General features: G+C 43.6%; 12 protein-coding genes and 24 tRNA genes. 4 read left to right on the top strand and 32 right to left on the bottom strand.

The genetic code is table 11. The features are described 5' to 3' along the window. Window positions 1-78: 78 nt before the first annotated feature. Together RMZ43_RS06440 and RMZ43_RS06435 are read right to left on the bottom strand one after the other, a co-directional pair. Window positions 79-1,806: a succinate dehydrogenase/fumarate reductase flavoprotein subunit gene (locus RMZ43_RS06440; RefSeq protein WP_322646175.1), complete on the bottom strand. Its 1,728-nt coding sequence runs from the start codon at window positions 1,804-1,806 to the stop codon at window positions 79-81. Between the two features lie 236 nt (window positions 1,807-2,042). Further along, on the bottom strand, window positions 2,043-2,360 hold the full coding sequence (locus RMZ43_RS06435) for a hypothetical protein (RefSeq protein WP_322655181.1): 318 nt from the start codon (window positions 2,358-2,360) through the stop codon (window positions 2,043-2,045). 544 nt (window positions 2,361-2,904) lie between these two features. Here RMZ43_RS06435 and RMZ43_RS06430 point away from each other — a divergent pair. Beyond that, a complete protein-coding gene (locus RMZ43_RS06430; protein WP_322655180.1) occupies window positions 2,905-3,759 on the top strand; it encodes a hypothetical protein in 855 nt (284 codons plus the stop codon). A gap of 78 nt (window positions 3,760-3,837) precedes the next feature. Here RMZ43_RS06430 and RMZ43_RS06425 read toward each other — a convergent pair whose 3' ends face one another. The 4 genes from RMZ43_RS06425 to pds all read right to left on the bottom strand — a co-directional run bounded on the left by RMZ43_RS06425 (window position 3,838) and on the right by pds (window position 7,928). After that, entirely contained in the window at window positions 3,838-5,157 is a 1,320-nt protein-coding gene (locus RMZ43_RS06425; RefSeq protein ID WP_322646177.1) for an ABC transporter substrate-binding protein, read from the bottom strand. A 203-nt stretch (window positions 5,158-5,360) separates the two neighbouring features. Then, window positions 5,361-5,452 (bottom strand) — tRNA-Ser (locus RMZ43_RS06420). 120 nt (window positions 5,453-5,572) lie between these two features. Continuing rightward, complete coding sequence (gene crtB / locus RMZ43_RS06415) at window positions 5,573-6,505, bottom strand: 15-cis-phytoene synthase CrtB (RefSeq protein WP_322646178.1); 933 nt, start codon at window positions 6,503-6,505, stop codon at window positions 5,573-5,575. Beyond that, window positions 6,489-7,928: a 15-cis-phytoene desaturase gene (pds, locus tag RMZ43_RS06410; protein WP_322655179.1), complete on the bottom strand. Its 1,440-nt coding sequence runs from the start codon at window positions 7,926-7,928 to the stop codon at window positions 6,489-6,491. The genes crtB and pds overlap by 17 nt, the downstream gene beginning before the upstream one ends. A 548-nt stretch (window positions 7,929-8,476) precedes the next feature. Between pds and nagZ the strand changes: the two genes are divergently transcribed. Then, entirely contained in the window at window positions 8,477-9,565 is a 1,089-nt protein-coding gene (gene nagZ, locus RMZ43_RS06405) for a beta-N-acetylhexosaminidase (protein ID WP_322655178.1), read from the top strand. Between the two features lie 78 nt (window positions 9,566-9,643). On the opposite strand, the gene RMZ43_RS06400 is transcribed toward nagZ, so the two are convergent. Further along, a tRNA-Lys gene (locus tag RMZ43_RS06400) sits at window positions 9,644-9,714 on the bottom strand. A gap of 281 nt (window positions 9,715-9,995) precedes the next feature. Between RMZ43_RS06400 and RMZ43_RS06395 the strand changes: the two genes are divergently transcribed. Next, the gene (locus RMZ43_RS06395; RefSeq protein ID WP_322646182.1) at window positions 9,996-10,685 is read left to right on the top strand and encodes a homing endonuclease associated repeat-containing protein; all 690 of its coding nucleotides are present in this window, start codon (window positions 9,996-9,998) and stop codon (window positions 10,683-10,685) included. Here RMZ43_RS06395 and RMZ43_RS06390 read toward each other — a convergent pair. The 23 genes from RMZ43_RS06390 to RMZ43_RS06280 form a co-directional block, all read right to left on the bottom strand. Further along, window positions 10,667-10,740, bottom strand: a tRNA-His gene (locus RMZ43_RS06390). The genes RMZ43_RS06395 and RMZ43_RS06390 overlap by 19 nt on opposite strands. A 6-nt stretch (window positions 10,741-10,746) precedes the next feature. Next, window positions 10,747-10,820, bottom strand: a tRNA-Ala gene (locus RMZ43_RS06385). A gap of 71 nt (window positions 10,821-10,891) precedes the next feature. Next, window positions 10,892-10,965: transfer RNA gene (locus RMZ43_RS06380), tRNA-Arg, on the bottom strand. A 6-nt stretch (window positions 10,966-10,971) separates the two neighbouring features. Then, window positions 10,972-11,046 (bottom strand) — tRNA-Val (locus RMZ43_RS06375). 5 nt (window positions 11,047-11,051) lie between these two features. Then, window positions 11,052-11,123, bottom strand: a tRNA-Gly gene (locus RMZ43_RS06370). Between the two features lie 4 nt (window positions 11,124-11,127). Beyond that, a tRNA-Thr gene (locus RMZ43_RS06365) sits at window positions 11,128-11,200 on the bottom strand. Between the two features lie 95 nt (window positions 11,201-11,295). Further along, window positions 11,296-11,368: transfer RNA gene (locus RMZ43_RS06360), tRNA-Leu, on the bottom strand. Between the two features lie 3 nt (window positions 11,369-11,371). Further along, window positions 11,372-11,444 (bottom strand) — tRNA-Pro (locus tag RMZ43_RS06355). Window positions 11,445-11,448: 4 nt separating this feature from the next. After that, window positions 11,449-11,523 (bottom strand) — tRNA-Leu (locus RMZ43_RS06350). Window positions 11,524-11,529: 6 nt separating this feature from the next. Next, window positions 11,530-11,605 (bottom strand) — tRNA-Gln (locus RMZ43_RS06345). Between the two features lie 3 nt (window positions 11,606-11,608). Beyond that, window positions 11,609-11,681, bottom strand: a tRNA-Gln gene (locus tag RMZ43_RS06340). 5 nt (window positions 11,682-11,686) lie between these two features. Next, a tRNA-Asn gene (locus RMZ43_RS06335) sits at window positions 11,687-11,784 on the bottom strand. A 6-nt stretch (window positions 11,785-11,790) separates the two neighbouring features. Then, window positions 11,791-11,864 (bottom strand) — tRNA-Phe (locus RMZ43_RS06330). Between the two features lie 172 nt (window positions 11,865-12,036). Beyond that, a tRNA-Arg gene (locus tag RMZ43_RS06325) sits at window positions 12,037-12,111 on the bottom strand. A gap of 4 nt (window positions 12,112-12,115) precedes the next feature. Then, window positions 12,116-12,205, bottom strand: a tRNA-Ser gene (locus tag RMZ43_RS06320). Window positions 12,206-12,209: 4 nt separating this feature from the next. Further along, a tRNA-Tyr gene (locus tag RMZ43_RS06315) sits at window positions 12,210-12,292 on the bottom strand. Between the two features lie 7 nt (window positions 12,293-12,299). Next, window positions 12,300-12,371, bottom strand: a tRNA-Glu gene (locus RMZ43_RS06310). Window positions 12,372-12,380: 9 nt separating this feature from the next. Further along, window positions 12,381-12,452 (bottom strand) — tRNA-Trp (locus tag RMZ43_RS06305). Window positions 12,453-12,455: 3 nt separating this feature from the next. Beyond that, window positions 12,456-12,531, bottom strand: a tRNA-Met gene (locus tag RMZ43_RS06300). 4 nt (window positions 12,532-12,535) lie between these two features. Further along, a tRNA-Cys gene (locus RMZ43_RS06295) sits at window positions 12,536-12,609 on the bottom strand. Window positions 12,610-12,612: 3 nt separating this feature from the next. After that, window positions 12,613-12,689: transfer RNA gene (locus tag RMZ43_RS06290), tRNA-Glu, on the bottom strand. Window positions 12,690-12,693: 4 nt separating this feature from the next. Next, window positions 12,694-12,767 (bottom strand) — tRNA-Asp (locus RMZ43_RS06285). Between the two features lie 108 nt (window positions 12,768-12,875). Continuing rightward, window positions 12,876-13,070, bottom strand: a complete 195-nt coding sequence (locus RMZ43_RS06280; RefSeq protein WP_322655177.1) for a hypothetical protein — start codon at window positions 13,068-13,070, stop codon at window positions 12,876-12,878. Window positions 13,071-13,274: 204 nt separating this feature from the next. On the opposite strand from RMZ43_RS06280, the gene RMZ43_RS06275 reads away from it, so the two are divergent. Continuing rightward, on the top strand, window positions 13,275-14,111 hold the full coding sequence (locus RMZ43_RS06275) for a polysaccharide deacetylase family protein (RefSeq protein ID WP_322655176.1): 837 nt from the start codon (window positions 13,275-13,277) through the stop codon (window positions 14,109-14,111). Window positions 14,112-14,209: 98 nt separating this feature from the next. Here the strand turns inward: RMZ43_RS06275 and RMZ43_RS06270 are convergent, their stop codons facing one another. Next, window positions 14,210-14,599 (bottom strand): alr0857 family protein, encoded by a 390-nt coding sequence (locus RMZ43_RS06270; protein WP_322655175.1) that lies wholly within the window; start codon window positions 14,597-14,599, stop codon window positions 14,210-14,212. Between the two features lie 16 nt (window positions 14,600-14,615). After that, window positions 14,616-15,122 carry an HNH endonuclease gene (locus RMZ43_RS06265; RefSeq protein WP_322655275.1) on the bottom strand — a complete coding sequence of 169 codons (507 nt, stop codon included), beginning with the start codon at window positions 15,120-15,122 and terminating at the stop codon, window positions 14,616-14,618. Window positions 15,123-15,195 lie beyond the last annotated feature (73 nt).

The raw sequence follows: 15,195 nt of genomic DNA, 5'->3' as shown, positions 1-15,195 counted from the left end.
TTAATTATTTCATATTTTTAATCGAGGCGGACAAAATTTTTGTAGTCCCCTCGATTTCTCGCATAAATTTACTTTTGGCTAATATTTCCGCTCTTTTGGCTCAAACATAGTAATCGCCACCGGTCGATATTGAATGTCAATTCCGGCTGGTGAATAGTAAGCCATTGTGTGTTTGAGGAAGTTAGCATCATCTCGTTCGGAATAATCTTCGCGGAAATGAGCGCCACGGCTTTCTTGACGATTCAGCGCTGATGCTAAAATAGTCTGTCCCACTACCATCAAACTTCGCAATTCTAAAGCTTCCACAAGTTCCGTATTCCAGCAACTACCTTTGTCATCTAAATAAATTTGTGGATATTTTTGTTGTATTTCTTCTAATTTATGTAACCCTTCACTCATTAATGCCTCAGTGCGAAAAACACCGCAGTAATCAGTCATACAATCCTGGAAGGCTTGACGGACTTGGTTAATACGATACTTTCCTGGTTGTTCTAACAAAGCTTGAATTTGTTGCTGGGCTTCTGTTACGTAGCGTTGCTCATCCACAGAGGGCAACTTACGTTTTTGCACAAATTGGGCGATCGCAGCCCCAGTTCTCTTGCCATAAACGACACATTCCAGCAGAGAATTACTCCCCAAGCGATTAGCACCATGTACGGAAACACAAGATGTTTCGCCAGCAGCAAAGAAAGCATCAACTAAACCATCACCACTACTGCGGACTTGCCCATCAGTATTAACTGGGATACCACCCATACAATAGTGAATTGTCGGACGGACTGGCATCGGTTGAGTTACCGCGTCAACACCTACCAAACGGTGTGCTTCTTCCCAACAGAAGGGAACGCGACTCATAATTTTTTCTTTGCCCATGTGGCGGAGATCGAGATAGACAAAGGGGCCACCAGCACTACCATTGAGATGAATACCACGACCTGCGCGAATTTCGTAAGCGATCGCTCGTGAGGTAATATCACGAGGAGCCAGTTCCATGCGACTGGGTGCATAGTTCGCCATAAAGCGATCGCCTTCACTGTTAATTAGATACGCCCCTTCACCCCGTACCGCTTCTGAAATCAGTACCCCTACCGGATATAAGCCAGTGGGATGAAATTGGACAAATTCCATATCTTCCAGGGGCAAACCTGCGATCGCAGTCATTGCCAAACCATCACCTGAAGAAGCGTAATCATTAGAGGTGGTGTTATAAACGCGACCATAGCCCCCTGTGGCAAACATCACCGCCTTGGCTCGCACCACCTCTATACGTCCATCCAAAAGATGGAACATTACCACACCCTTCGCCTCATTTTCTTCCAAAATGAGACGCATCACATACCATTCTTCATAAACTTGCACCCCATAACGCCGCAGGTTGTTAACCAATTCATGCAAAATCGCGTGACCAGTCTTATCAGCCGCGTAACAAGTGCGGTTATGGGAATGTCCGCCAAAAGCCCGTTGAGCAATGCGCCCATCAGATAAGCGAGAGAACAAAACACCCATGTGTTCCAAATCAATTACCACATCTGGCGCTTCTTGGGTGAGAATTGCCACAGCATCTTGGTCTGCCAAGTAATCAGAACCCTTGACAGTATCAAAAGCATGTGCTTGCCAAGTATCTTCTGAATCAACATTTTTTAGCGATGCAGCCATACCACCTTGAGCCGCCACCGAGTGCGATCGAATTGGGTGGGTTTTAGCAACCACAGCAATATTTAAATTAGGGTCAGTGCGGGCAATTTCTACAGCAGCGCGACATCCCGCCAATCCGCCCCCGACAATAATCACATCGTGTTCCAGCATAATTAGTCTCCGACTGCAAACCACTGCTGTTCTATTGTAAAGATGTGATTAATCAGGTGTGCTTTGTAACAGTAGCACTTCTCCAAAAAAATTCCCTGCCTATAAATGACAGGGATACGATTGCAAATTTTGAAATTAGGAGTAAAAAGTTAAAAATGAAGAATTATTGAAACAGATAGAGTGACTCCTAACTCCTGTATAGACGCGATTAATCGCGTCCCCTAACTTATAACTCTTTAACTAGTTGCTTCTACAGGTTGTTGCTGAGACACATTACCTGGTATAGGTTCCATTTTGGTTCCCGGGCCTACAGGACTAACTTCTATATGATTTAACAAGGTAGTGACAAATGCAAACAACAAGAACGGTAGCGATAACAGAACGACAAGACCTGCTGTTGCTAAAGCATAGACAGGTCGCTTGGCACCCATGAGTGCCAAGGCTGAAGCCAAACTTAGGGTAATCGTAATTAGCCAAACAATTATTTGACCGTATATGTCACCGAAAGTCAGGGTACAGACAAACCGATATTTTTGAGTATTATTTCCGCTCATCACATTTGCCTCAAGTCTCTCCTAATAGGTTCTACGTTAGAACTATGTTTGCCTTGTAGACAATTTCTAAATATTTTTGCAAGCTTCGTAATATAACTTCATAATCGATTTTTTTTGTTACAAAGCGCAATTTCTAGTGCAGTATGACAGAAATACACCAACCGTAGGCTACGGGAAGTCCTTCTTTTATAGTGGTTACTTGAAATTCTCCTTTTTTCTTGTACTACGGAGTTAGAACAAAAACTAAGATAGCTAGGTGTTGATATAAGCTCAGTTTTTTGTTAAAAGTTTTCGCAATCCGAATGAACTCCTTAAAAAATAGACTCTTTGCCTAAAGCAAAAATAATTTTTGTCATCTGCCAAATTCTAGATATTTAGAATATGGTATTTAATTTTTTGATAGTAAATATTAACTAGATAAATCCAGTAAGTCAGAATGGAAAAACCAATTTTTTGATGTTAAATTTTGAGTATTGCCCGAATTTGTTGACTTTAATCAACAAAACCTTTTATTTTTCGTGGCAATGTTGTTTTAGGAGTGAACGTGAATACTATTTTTTTTCGTAAAGGTGTTTTTTGCTTGCCAAGTATAGCTGCTCTTACAGTCCTGAGTAGCGGCTTATCCGTAAGTGCCCAGACAGTTGACAAGGTGAATAGTCAAACATTAACTGACCCTTCCGCAACCGTAGCGTCTCCCAACAAGTTTAGTACAGAACTAGACACTGTAAGCCAAAATCTCTCTACAGAAACAATTGAAACATTTACAGCAACAAATTTAGCTAAAGTACAGCAGTTCTCAAACCCTGCGATACAAGAAAACGCCAATGTAACGCCTACACCCATTCCAGGTACAGTAGCAACCTCATCTGCAACACTTACCTCTGAGTTTGTAGAACCGACTCCTCAAACTACTTCTCAAACTAGTTCTCAACCATCTGCTACTAAAGTGGCGCAATCGGATATTGATTTAGGTAGAACTACTCGTGGTGGCAGCAGTTATATTGGCATCGCTGCTAACATTGGTTTAAGTGGTGGTGATACATCTTTGGGTGACGGTAACTTCGCGGTAGTCAGCAAAATCGGACTGACAAATGCTATATCGGTGCGACCCTCAGCTGTATTTGGGGACAACACCACAATTTTACTTCCTGTCACCTATGATTTTGCCTTCAAGCCAGCAGATGCTTTTAGCGAACCGTTAGCGATCGCACCTTACGTTGGAGTGGGTGGAGCTTACAAAACTGGTAATGATTCGCAATTAGCCTTTTTGGTAACTGGTGGTATTGATGTGCCTCTAACTCCTCAATTCACTGCAACGGCTGCTGTAAATGCCGGATTTTTTGATCAAACTGATATAGGCTTATTGTTAGGAGTTGGTTACAACTTCACTGGCTTTTAAGAGTTAGGAGTTATGAGTTAGTAATGTTTCACTGATAACTCCTGTACAGACGCGATTAATCGCGTCTCTCCTAATTTTCTATTTGGGGGTAACTTTATCAATTACCTTGATTTTCCCATCGTCTCCTACTGTCCAAACATCATAAACACCGACTACATCGCCGTTAGCATCAACATCTACGTTGCCACTGGCTCCTTGATAGTTAATCTTTTTACCATCTTTAAGCAACTTTAATCCTTCGCAGACATCGGTAACTTCCGTACCAGGCCCATCAGCCACTTCACGGATTTTGCTAGCTATACCAACACCTGTATTTTGTTTAGCAGCTTGTGCAGCCAACGTCAATAAAGCAGCCGCATCCCAAGCTTGAGGAGCGTATTCTCCTGGCGCACCACCCTTTTTATCCTTCCACAGCTTGTTAAAAGCTTCTAGTGCTTTACCATCAGAACCAGGTACTGTACCGATCGCTCCGGTTAAAATATACTTATCACCATCTTTGCCAACTTGTTCAGGAAAAGTAGGTGATTTAACTCCATCTGTCAGTAAAATTTGCACTCCCTTCGTCACACCTTGCTGATAGGCTGCTTTCAGGAACAAACTACCAGTTTCAGCATACAGTACAGCTAGGACTGCATCTGGTTTACCAGCAAAAGCAGCCGCCGCTTCTGTATCAAATGTTTGGGCTTTCGGGTCATAGCGGACAGGCTTATCTTTATTAACGATGGTTCCACCCAATTTTTCAAAAGTTTGCACAAATGCCTTTTCAAAGCCAACGCCATAGTCGTTATTAATTACGACTGTAGAAACTCGCTTAAAACCTTTTTTATTGGCAAGTTGAGCTAAAGCTAGTGCTTGGTAAGTATCAGGGGGAGCAGTACGCGCCCAAAAGCCTTTATAGTCGCCTTTTTGGGCCTTTTCAGTAAAGACAGGACTGGTACTACCAGGGGAAACCAGCATGACTTTATTCGGTGTGGCAATGGAGACTGCTGCACTAGAAACGCTACTAGCAAAGGAACCAACTACACCTGCTACTTTATCTAAAGTTGCTAGTTTGGTCATACCGGCTGCACCCGCTCTAGGGTCGGTTTGGTCGTCTACTTGCACCAAGGTAACTGGTTCGCCATTCACCCCACCGCAGGCGTTGACGGTATCAACAAGTAAAGGGACAGAACCTAACATTTGTTGTCCAACAGAAGCTAAATCGCCTGTTGTCGGTAGTAGAGAACCAATTTTTAGCCCTTGAGCAGTGCTTGTAGTAGTTGAGTTTGCTGCTGGAGTAGCGGTATTTCCTGTGTTAGCTGTGCCATTGGGGGTACTATTATCACCACAAGCCCCAACTAGGAACCCAATTGCTAGGGTAGCTATACTGAAGGTTAAGGCGGCGCTAATCTTTTTCATAAGTAACTTTGACTCCTCAGATATTTAGGAGCCTAAAAGTAAGATTCAAACTAGATTTTTAAATTAGCTTTATCTTATCAGGACTCCAAAAGATAAATCATATCATCCATCTTTGGGAGTAGAAATATTTACACTAGATTAGTATTATTTTTCGACACAGAACATAGTCTGTGTATCAAAAGTATTTATCAAAAACTGGAAAACGGAGAGGGAGGGATTCGAACCCTCGGTACGGAGTTGCCTGCCGTACAACAGATTAGCAATCTGCCGCTTTCGACCACTCAGCCACCTCTCCATGACTCACGAATATCTATGTTATCAGATTTGTTTGGGGGAGTCAATAGTCATTTGTCATTAGCCGTTAGTTATTTATGAAACACTAAGGACTAAGGATTAGGGACAAATGACTAATTTTTTAAAGGACTTGCGATCGCATCCAAGCCAGGGGCAAAGTGCGTAACTTTTTCCACTGGGGAACGTAAGCCCGTTGACTGAACACATCATAATCGTTGCGTTCAATCACCTCCAGGATCTGACCGTATAGCATTGATGCTGCCCACACAGGCCAACGAGCATCGGATGCTAAATAAGTAATTCCCTGGTCGGATTTGCTATAGAATTGGCGGGCCCGTTCGATTTGAAAGCACATCAGCGCCCGCCAACGATCATCTACCACACCTTTGAAGAAGTCTTGCTCGGTGTAGTTGAATTTTTCCAAGTCCTCAAGGGGAATGTAGATTCGCCCCCGTTTGGCATCTTCGCCTACATCCCGCAGGATGTTGGTGAGTTGATTGGCAATTCCCAAAGCGATCGCTTCTTCTATGGGAACATAAGGTTGTTTGTTCTGCTGCCACGGAGCGGTGTATATGGTGCTATCTACACCCATAACTGCTGTTGACATTAAGCCAACAGTGCCAGCAACGCGGTAACAGTAGAGGTATAAGTCCTCAAAGGTTTCATAACGGCTGCGATATAAATCCATGCGCTGACCGGCAATCATATCCCGAAAGGGCTGAATGTCCATCGGAAAGCGCTGGAGAGTATCAACTAAAGCGACATCGTAATTTTCTAATGGCTGTCCCGCAAAAATCGATTCCAGCTGCTGTTCCCATAGGTCTAGGGTTTCTGGCGTGGTAATAGCAGATGCGGGCCCATCCACCAACTCATCTGTACGGCGACACCAAGCGTAAATTGACCAAATAGATTGACGTTTTACCGGACTCATGAGCAAAGTACCCAGGTAAAAAGTCTTGGCATACTTTGCTGTGAGATGTCGGCAAAGTTTGTATGACTCGTCTACAGAGACCAGCGTTTTCATGCGCGGGGGGGAATCAGGCAGTTGCAGCATTCGTTGCGGGCGGTCGGGTGAGCGTTTGCAGGTTTGAGGAATTTGCTACCGGGAGAGCCTCAGAAATTGCCTGCGCTGTCAGCTTACCAGAAAGTACGGCACCTTCCATACTGCCTAAGTAGCGTTGCATGGTATAACTTCCGGCGAGATAGAAGTTGGCAATGGGCGTAACTTGTGCGGGGCGGTACTGTTGGCGGCCAGGTGTCGCTTTGTAAACTGAACGCGGCGTTTTCACCACATGAGATTTTAGCAATGTTGCTGGATTGTCTCCCCCAAAGTGATCGGGGAAAAGTTTTTCCAATTCAGCAAGCGTTGCAGCCACAATCTCCTCATCAGATTTGGCAATCCAATCTTTTGCCGGAGCTAGAACTAATTCCAGCATTGAGCGATTGGGGTTGGCGTATTCACGGCAGGTATTGCTCATATCAGCATAAACGCTTAGGAGGGGCGATCGCGAAAAAAGCAAGTGATCAATTTCTGTAAGTTTCCGGTCAAACCACAGATGCAGGTTAATCACTGGTACTCCTTCCAAACCGTCTAGCTTCTGGAAAAACTCTATAAGCTTCCAAGGTTTAGGCAACATGACCTTCAAGGGGTCAACCGACATGGCAGATACATAAGCATCTGCTGTGATAACTTCATCTTCTGCTCCATTCAACCCTCGAATCAAGTATCCTTTTACCGTGCCATCGGCGTTGAGCAAAATCTCTTTCAAGGGAGCATTCAACCGCACTTCTCCACCGCGTTCTGTGATGTAATCGACGATTGGGCTGCATAGACGTTCTGTGGGAGAACCATCTAAAAATGCAATCTTGGAGCCATATCGTTCTTGCAAAAAGCGATTCAGTGCAGTTAGGAGAATCGTTGACGAAACTTCATCAGGATTGATAAAGGTAAGTGCTTTACACGCGGCGATAAAAACGTCACTAGTTACCCGCTCGTCAACACCTTGCCTTTTCAACCACTCTAAGAAGCTGTACTTATCCATCTCTTCGACATACTTCTGACCCCTAACTACTGCCGGAAGGAGTCCAACTGCAAATCGAATCTTCTGTTCCCAAGTCAACATATCTTTGTTGCGAAGAATCGATGCAATGACGTTGAAAGGAGATGGAATATCTGGAACATCAAAACGTGAGAGTGTTCCAGGCTTGTCTGGTTGATTGAAAATCAGTGTATGCTCTTTCCACTGGAGTCTATCTTCAATGCCCAACTCCTTGAGCATTTGGAGCATATTCGGATATGCCCCAAAGAAGGCGTGTAACCCGGTTTCGTACCAGTCGCCGTCAGAGTCTTTCCACGCCGCAACCAGACCACCCAGTACGTCCCGGCTTTCCAAGACAATGGGAGTATGACCTGCGTCCGTGAGATATTTCGCGCAGGAAAGTCCTGCTAGACCAGCACCCGCGATCGCTACTCGCATTTAACCCTAATGCCCTTCAATATTTCTTAATGGTTTTGTCGATTCTCATTATACGTTGCAAACCGTAACATTTGGCAGTTATTGTGCGATCGCTCTCCCAAAAAACTTTTGCCAAAGGGAATTTTACCTACGCGCACCTACCCAACAAAATTGCCAACACCATTGTTGATAATAGGTTTTGGCGAACATTTCATCTAGATTTATATGCAGGAAATTTAGGGAAACAAAAGTAATTCCTTTGACTGAAAATAAGTAATCTCAAACGTGGTACTAAACTAGTTGATTTCTTTGCTAATCAGTGTATCTACTCTGAAAAATATCTAAGGTAGTGCTTAAAAATTACTAGTTAATTCCTATAAAATTTCCTTCTATGGATAAATTGACAATGTAAAAATCAAGGCAAATTTAGAGCTTACCTACTTTCCCCAACCAGAATCAAAACCTTCCTTTGAAAGCTTTTCACTCCCCATAAGGATGTAGGATAAAAGTTTATATGCTTTAGGTTGAACAACTTAGTTGTTTACCGCAGAACTTATAGGTAAAAAATTATGAGTGTATCGCAAGAGCTAAAACGCTTTGGACATCACCTGATTTTGGGTATTTCCGGCACGACATTAAGCGATGATGATAAACGCGCACTCAATGAATTAAAGCCGATTGGGGCGATCTTTTTTGCTAAAAACTTTTTGGATAGCACCCCATATCAGGTTTGGCTAGAAAGCTTCAAAGATTTAAACAATCAGATACGAGAATATACTGAACGTGATTCGATGTTTATGACTTTGGATCATGAAGGAGGTCGTGTCATTCGTACACCACTGCCGATTACGCGATTTCCTCATGCGTTATTGCTGCGATCGCACGCCCGCGAAGTAGCAAAAGCCACAGCAGTAGAACTTAAATCACTAGGCATAAATTTATCCTGGGCACCTGTAGCAGATGTTTTTTCCCATCCACACAACCCCGTTATTGGCTCTCGTGCATTTGGTAACACTCCCGAAATTGCTGCAAAAGATGCGCGTGAGTACTACCTTGGACTTCAAGAATCAGGAATTTTGGGATGTGCCAAACACTTCCCCGGACATGGAGACACCAGCAAAGACTCTCATATTGAGCTACCAATACTGAATTTAACTTTAGAAGACCTGCGACTTCGAGAACTCATACCTTTCAAAGCTCTAATTGAAGTACAGATACCTTTAATCATGACTGCCCATATTTTATTTCCTAAGATAGATGCCGATGTGCCAGCAACGCTTTCCCAAGCTATTTTGAAAAACATACTTAGGGAGGAACTTGGCTTTGAGGGAGTAGTTGTATCTGACGACTTGGATATGAAAGCAATTTCAGATATGTTTATGAAATCTGGAACTGTGGCGCGGTCATTTCATGCAGGTTGTGACCTATTTATTGTCTCGCGCAATATTAATTCATCATCTATTGAAAGAACTTATCAGATTGCTGAAGATTTTGTTGATTCCCTTAGCAAGGGTAGCTTAGACGAATCAGTAGTGGAAGCAGCCAAAGAAAGAATCGATAAACTGCTGGCAGTAACACCGCAATATCCCGTAAATGCTTTGGATAAAGATATATTATTGCAACATGCTCGGTTGGCGATCGCTAGTTCCTATTCATAACCTAATGCGTTCAATTTGCATATTAGTAATTGCCAAAAGGCTGGCTAGGATTGCATTTCTTAATTTTGAATTGCTTAATGGGTGGTATAGGGGTCGAACCTATTTCTGCGAGTTAAAAGCTCGCTGCACAGCCGTTATGCCAACCACCCTAGTTAATTTAAATAAGAAATGAGCAAGTGCGATCGTACATTTAGATCGCAAGCGTTGTTAACACCAACACTAGATATAAATCCACCGGGGAGGTACTGCCCCTCCTATTTCTGTGTTATCAGCACAGCGCCTCGCTTTTCGGCTTCAGGTGGAAAAGAGGAAGATGGAGGAATTGTAGCTTGCTTCCCGTAGGGTACCCCTACAGTTGCCCGTACTCCAAGGTTCAAGCTTGGTTGCCGTCCATTCAGCAGCATCTTCCATTGAAGGGCGTATAATTTTCATGCAAATCACTGAAGAAAAATTAATAGAATGGTTCCAAGAATACTATCAGTCTCATGGTAAGATTCCTGCATTAAATAAAGTTAGAGATAAAAGTATTCCTTGCCCAGTAGCGCATAATACAATTATTAGAAAGTTTGGAAGTTGGAATAATGCTTTGAAAGTTTCTGGCTTACCGTTATTTGTAAAACCCATCCTAGCGAAAGAAGTAATTTGTTGTAACTGTAGGAAATTTTTTTCTAAACAAAGGCATCGCATAAAACAAGGTAAACTTGATTTTTGTTCAAATTCTTGTGCAGCCACTTATAGAAATTTCCATAAGAATCATGGGAATAGACGATCTAAGCTTGAATATTGTCTTGACGAGCAGCTTTCAAAGCTTTATCCAGAGTTGGAAATTCATTTCAATCGAAGAGATGCCATCAATGCAGAGCTTGATATATACATACCCTCCCTAAATTTAGCTTTTGAGTTAAATGGCATTTTCCATTACGAGCCAATTTACGGAGCCGAAAAACTAGCGTCTATTCAAAATAATGATAAACACAAGTTTCAAGCCTGTTTAGAAAATAAAATTGAATTAACTTTTATCAACTCTTCTCAACAAAAAAAATTTAATAAATCTAGCTCTCAAAAATATCTTGATATCATAACCTCCATTATTAATTCAAAGGTATCTGACGGGGCTTGAACCCGCTATGACTGGTTCCACAAACCAGCGCCTCGACCACTTTGGCTTCAGACACCATCAGTGGAATCAATGGGACTTGAACCCATAACCTCCTGCTTGCAGGGCAGGCGCTCTAGCCATTTGAGCTATGACCCCATCAAACAAGTAAAAACTAAAAAGAAACAAAAATAATTAAATTCATTCTTTTGACTTTTGACTTGTTTAGGCGGGAATGGTAGGACTTGAACCCACAACTTTCGAGGTAGAAGCTCGAAGCTCTATTCCATTGAGCTACACTCCCAATATTTGGTAGTCCTGGCAGGAATTGAACCTGCAACCCTTTGCTTGTAGGGCAACTGCTCTACCGTTGAGCTACAGGACTACGCAAGCGAGTGGAGGGACTTGAACCCACGCGCTGAGTATGGCGCACTCAGATGCTACCGATTACATCACACCCGCATCAAGCTGGTAACAGGAATTAAACCTGTAACCTACTGATTACAAGTCAGTTGCTCTGCCAATTGAGCTACACCAGCACTAATTTTGGTGACGGGGGCAGGAGTTGAACCTGCTGATGTTCAGGTTATGAGTCTGACTAGCCACCGTTGCTCTATCCCCGCATATTCACCAATACCCTTGACTGGATTTGAACCAGCAACCTCTTCGTTCTAAGCGAAGCGCCTCTTCCGTTGGGCTACAAGGGCATATCGGGATGGCAGGATTTGAACCTGCGACTCCATGCTCCCAAAGCATGGCTTCTGGCCACTGAATTACATCCCGTTAGTACTCCTGGTGGGAGTCGAACCCACAAGCAAACAGATTTTAAGTTTGCCACCTCTTCCAATTGGGCTACAAGAGCAGAGTTTGGCAGCCCCACCAGGGGTCGAACCTGGAATCTTCGCCTTCAAAGGGCGCTATGTTGCCAATTACACCACAGGGCTTTATTGCCAGGGCAGGGTTTGAACCTGCAACCTCATCGTTCAGAGCGATGCGACTTACCAATTCGTCCACCCGGCAATGAATGGCTGCCTCAGTAGGACTCGTTCGCGTTAGCGTTCCCGAAGGGTACCTACAATCGCGCGGTTAACAGCCGCTTGCTCTACCATTGAGCTATGAGGCAACGAAGCCCCCCAGGTCGGAATTGAACCGACGACCTCCTGTTCTTCAGACAGGCGCTACTACCAACTGAGCTACCGGGGGATAATATCAATTCAAAATTCAAAATTAAGAAATTCAGATAATACCTGGGTTTGAGGGTTTATATCTGTTGTTTGATGAGAGGAGAATTGGTATGAGGAGGAGAGATGGGTTTTACCCAGTGGACTGGTTTAATTCAACTCGAATCAGCCACTCCATCATCTCTCCCATGTAACGAGAGTGGAGGGATTTGAACCCTCACGTCTTCAGTTTCGTAGACTGAGATGTTATCCAGTTACACCACACTCTCAAAACGGAGAGAACAGGATTTGAACCTGCGACGGATATTAACTACCCGTTTCCTCTTAGCAGGAGGACGCTTTGAGCCACTCAGCCACCTCTCCACAGTGGGTCGAGCAGGATTTGAACCTGCGTGCAAAAAAGAACAGTTTTACAGACTGTCGCCTTCAACCAGACTCGGCCACCGACCCATAATGATTCCCCTGACGGGACTTGAACCCGCAATTTCTGCTTTGAAAGAACAGCGACTTAACCATTCGTCCACAGGGGCATGATTGACGCAGGGACTAGGATTTGAACCCAGAACATCGGATTTGGAGTCACGAGGTGTTGCCGTTACACCATCCCTGCATTTGGTGGCAGTGGCGGGATTTGCACCCGCATATACCAGGGTATGAACCTGGGGCTTTGCTGGTTAAGCTACACTGCGACAGAGGTCAGAGCGGGATTTGAACCCGCGCTAATCGGTTTTGCAGACCAACGCCTTCAACCACTTGGCTACCTGACCATTTGGGAGTCCTGACGAGATTCGCACTCGCAATCTTCAGTTTGAGAAACTGACGGCTTCAACTATTCGCCTACAGGACTACAACCAGGGTGACAGGATTTGAACCCGCAACATTTCCGCAGACAACGGAAAGCTCTAGCCAGTTGAGCTACACCCCGATTTTTTGGAATCTGTGCCTAAACTTTTAAGTTTTTAGGCACAGAATTTTGGTGAACTTGCCCATTTCTTATTTAGTTTTCAAGGTTCAGATAATTGACTTTTAACTGTTAGGAAAACAACCAAAATTCTAGGTAGCAAACCTGTTGTGTATTACGGATGTACTCAGTGGTTTTGATGAGTGCAAATTTAGAGCTTTTTTCGTTTTTTGCCTCTACTACCGATGGTTTGTAAGTAGGAACAGCTTTGTTGGCTGGGGACTGTGGTTTATTCCAACGCCTGTCTTTTAATTGTATGTAGAACATGACTTTGACCCTTGAGAAGCTTTGTCTTTGGCTTCACTACATTTATACTACAAAATACTACAAAAGGTGTCAAGGGGTTTCAGAAAAATTTTTTGAAATTGTCTATAAAAGCTTCTGCACTTATATTTGAGCTTGCTAAACCCTCTGAAAAGTCAAACTACAGTTTATGATTGGGTGAATCTTTAAAAGCCTGAAAAGCCTAACGTGACAAACAACTTCCTTAAGCGACAAAAAGTAATTAGTTTTGTTGCGATCGCCTCTACGATTACAGCTTGTAGTATGACCCCAGAATTGGGTTTGAACAAGCCTTTAAGCAAAATCCCTATTGCACAAGTTCAAGCTCATCCAGCAAAGGGCCAAATTAATGCCCAACTACCGCCAGCCAAAGTAGAAAACCCTACCTTTACAGTCCCAGCTAAATTTCAGGGAAAAACAGTTTATCAGGTGCATCCCAGGAATAACGAGAAGGTTATTGCTCTAGGCATTGATGATGGGCCCTGGCCGAAGACAACCCTAGAAATGCTGGATATCCTGAAGCAAAATGATGTTAAGGTAACATTTTTTTGGGTAGGACAAGCTTTACAAGCAAATCCCGACCTAGCCAAGCGTGAGGTAGCTGAGGGACACGCCATTGGCAACCATACTTGGCATCATTGGTATCGACGAATGGATGAAGCCACAGCTAAGAGTGAAATTGATCGCACAGCCGATCTGATATACAAAACTACAGGAGTCAAAACTGCTCTGTTTCGTCCTCCTGGAGGCTTTTTAAACAACGGACTAGCCGCTTACGCCAAAAGCCAGAAAGACGCTGTAATTATGTGGTCGCTAACTTCAGCCGATACAGATCCTCATGCCAAACCGCAAGCATTTGTCAATAATGTATTGAAAGGTGCAAAACCAGGTTCTATTGTTTTGATGCATGACGGTGGTGGCGATCGCCAAAGAACTGTACAAGCATTGCCACAAATCATCAGTGGACTCAAACAGCAAGGCTACCGATTTGTGACAATTCCCGAATTGTTAAAAATGGCGCAATAAATGGGGAGAAATAATTACTCCCCGAATTTGAGATTTTAAATTTTGGATTTTGGATTATTCAATCTAAAATCCAAAATTAACTCACTTTACTATTTTGTTTATTCGCTCATGACAGAAGCACAAGCTTGAGATTCTTGCCAGAGTTTGTGCAAGAAGAACTCAGCGCGATCGCTCATAGTGGTGAAAAAAACACCTACAGCATCCTTAGAACTATCTAATAGCCAAGAACCCCGCAGGGTGACTTCCATATATTCGGCATCGCAGGCAGAGAGGGCAATGATTTCTCTGTCATCCCTTTTTACCTCAGCCTTAAGCACTTCTACTCCTGGCAAATCAACAGGAAGCAAAAAGGAAGCGGTACTGGGTTCAATACATAAACTTTGCCCAACTCGCAGGGCTAAAATCACTCGCTGTGCTACCCATTCTTCTAGCGACAGAGTGAGACATTCCAAATCAAAACTGCTTTCAGTGTAAGTTAATTTCAGCATTCCTTATGCTCTCCTGTTATTCCAGGCTTCCTTGCATATCTATCCAAAACTGTTCGGCAAAAGAAATCGCGGGGTGAATTGGTGCTTTTAGCTTGGTACGCAGTTGCATACCAGCTTCAAACAGGGTGCGATCGCCTTTACGGGAGTTACATTTCTCACAAGCTGTGACTACGTTATCCCAAGTGTGAGAACCGCCTCTTGATCGCGGTATCACATGATCTAGCGTTAGATGTTTGCCGCTACCGCAGTATTGGCAAGTGTGATGATCTCGTCGCAACACTTCCCGCCGATTCACTGGCGGAACTTTCCACATCCGCTCATTAGAAGTAACTGTTAAGCGAATGTGTTTTGGCACATCAATTACCAAACTGGGTGAGTGAACTCGCCATCCGCCTTCTGTGGTAAAACCTAGCGGTTGAGCTTTGTCTGTTAGTAACAGCACAATCGCCCGCTTGATATTGATCCGACATAGTGGCAAGTAATTTTGAGAAAACACCACCACAGATTGCTCTAACACTTGCATTGCGTTCGCGCCGCGCATTGAAGATATCGTCACAGCTTAACTCCTTATAAAAAAACCCCCGCTTCAAGTTTTC

It is taken from the genome of Nostoc sp. CmiVER01, from assembly GCF_034531135.2.
Classification (GTDB): domain Bacteria; phylum Cyanobacteriota; class Cyanobacteriia; order Cyanobacteriales; family Nostocaceae; genus Nostoc.
This window is presented reverse-complemented; position numbering and strand designations above follow the sequence as displayed.

Bases quoted from the DNA above. Each gene is read 5' to 3' on its own strand.
- RMZ43_RS06440 (WP_322646175.1), bottom strand. From the start codon at position 1,806: ATGCTGGAACACGATGTGATTATTGTCGGGGGCGGATTGGCGGGATGT.
- RMZ43_RS06435 (WP_322655181.1), bottom strand. From the start codon at position 2,360: ATGAGCGGAAATAATACTCAAAAATATCGGTTTGTCTGTACCCTGACT.
- RMZ43_RS06425 (WP_322646177.1), bottom strand. From the start codon at position 5,157: ATGAAAAAGATTAGCGCCGCCTTAACCTTCAGTATAGCTACCCTAGCA.
- crtB (WP_322646178.1), bottom strand. From the start codon at position 6,505: ATGCTGCAACTGCCTGATTCCCCCCCGCGCATGAAAACGCTGGTCTCT.
- pds (WP_322655179.1), bottom strand. From the start codon at position 7,928: ATGCGAGTAGCGATCGCGGGTGCTGGTCTAGCAGGACTTTCCTGCGCG.
- nagZ (WP_322655178.1), top strand. From the start codon at position 8,477: ATGAGTGTATCGCAAGAGCTAAAACGCTTTGGACATCACCTGATTTTG.
- RMZ43_RS06395 (WP_322646182.1), top strand. From the start codon at position 9,996: ATGCAAATCACTGAAGAAAAATTAATAGAATGGTTCCAAGAATACTAT.
- RMZ43_RS06280 (WP_322655177.1), bottom strand. From the start codon at position 13,070: ATGTTCTACATACAATTAAAAGACAGGCGTTGGAATAAACCACAGTCC.
- RMZ43_RS06270 (WP_322655175.1), bottom strand. From the start codon at position 14,599: ATGCTGAAATTAACTTACACTGAAAGCAGTTTTGATTTGGAATGTCTC.
- RMZ43_RS06265 (WP_322655275.1), bottom strand. From the start codon at position 15,122: ATGCAAGTGTTAGAGCAATCTGTGGTGGTGTTTTCTCAAAATTACTTG.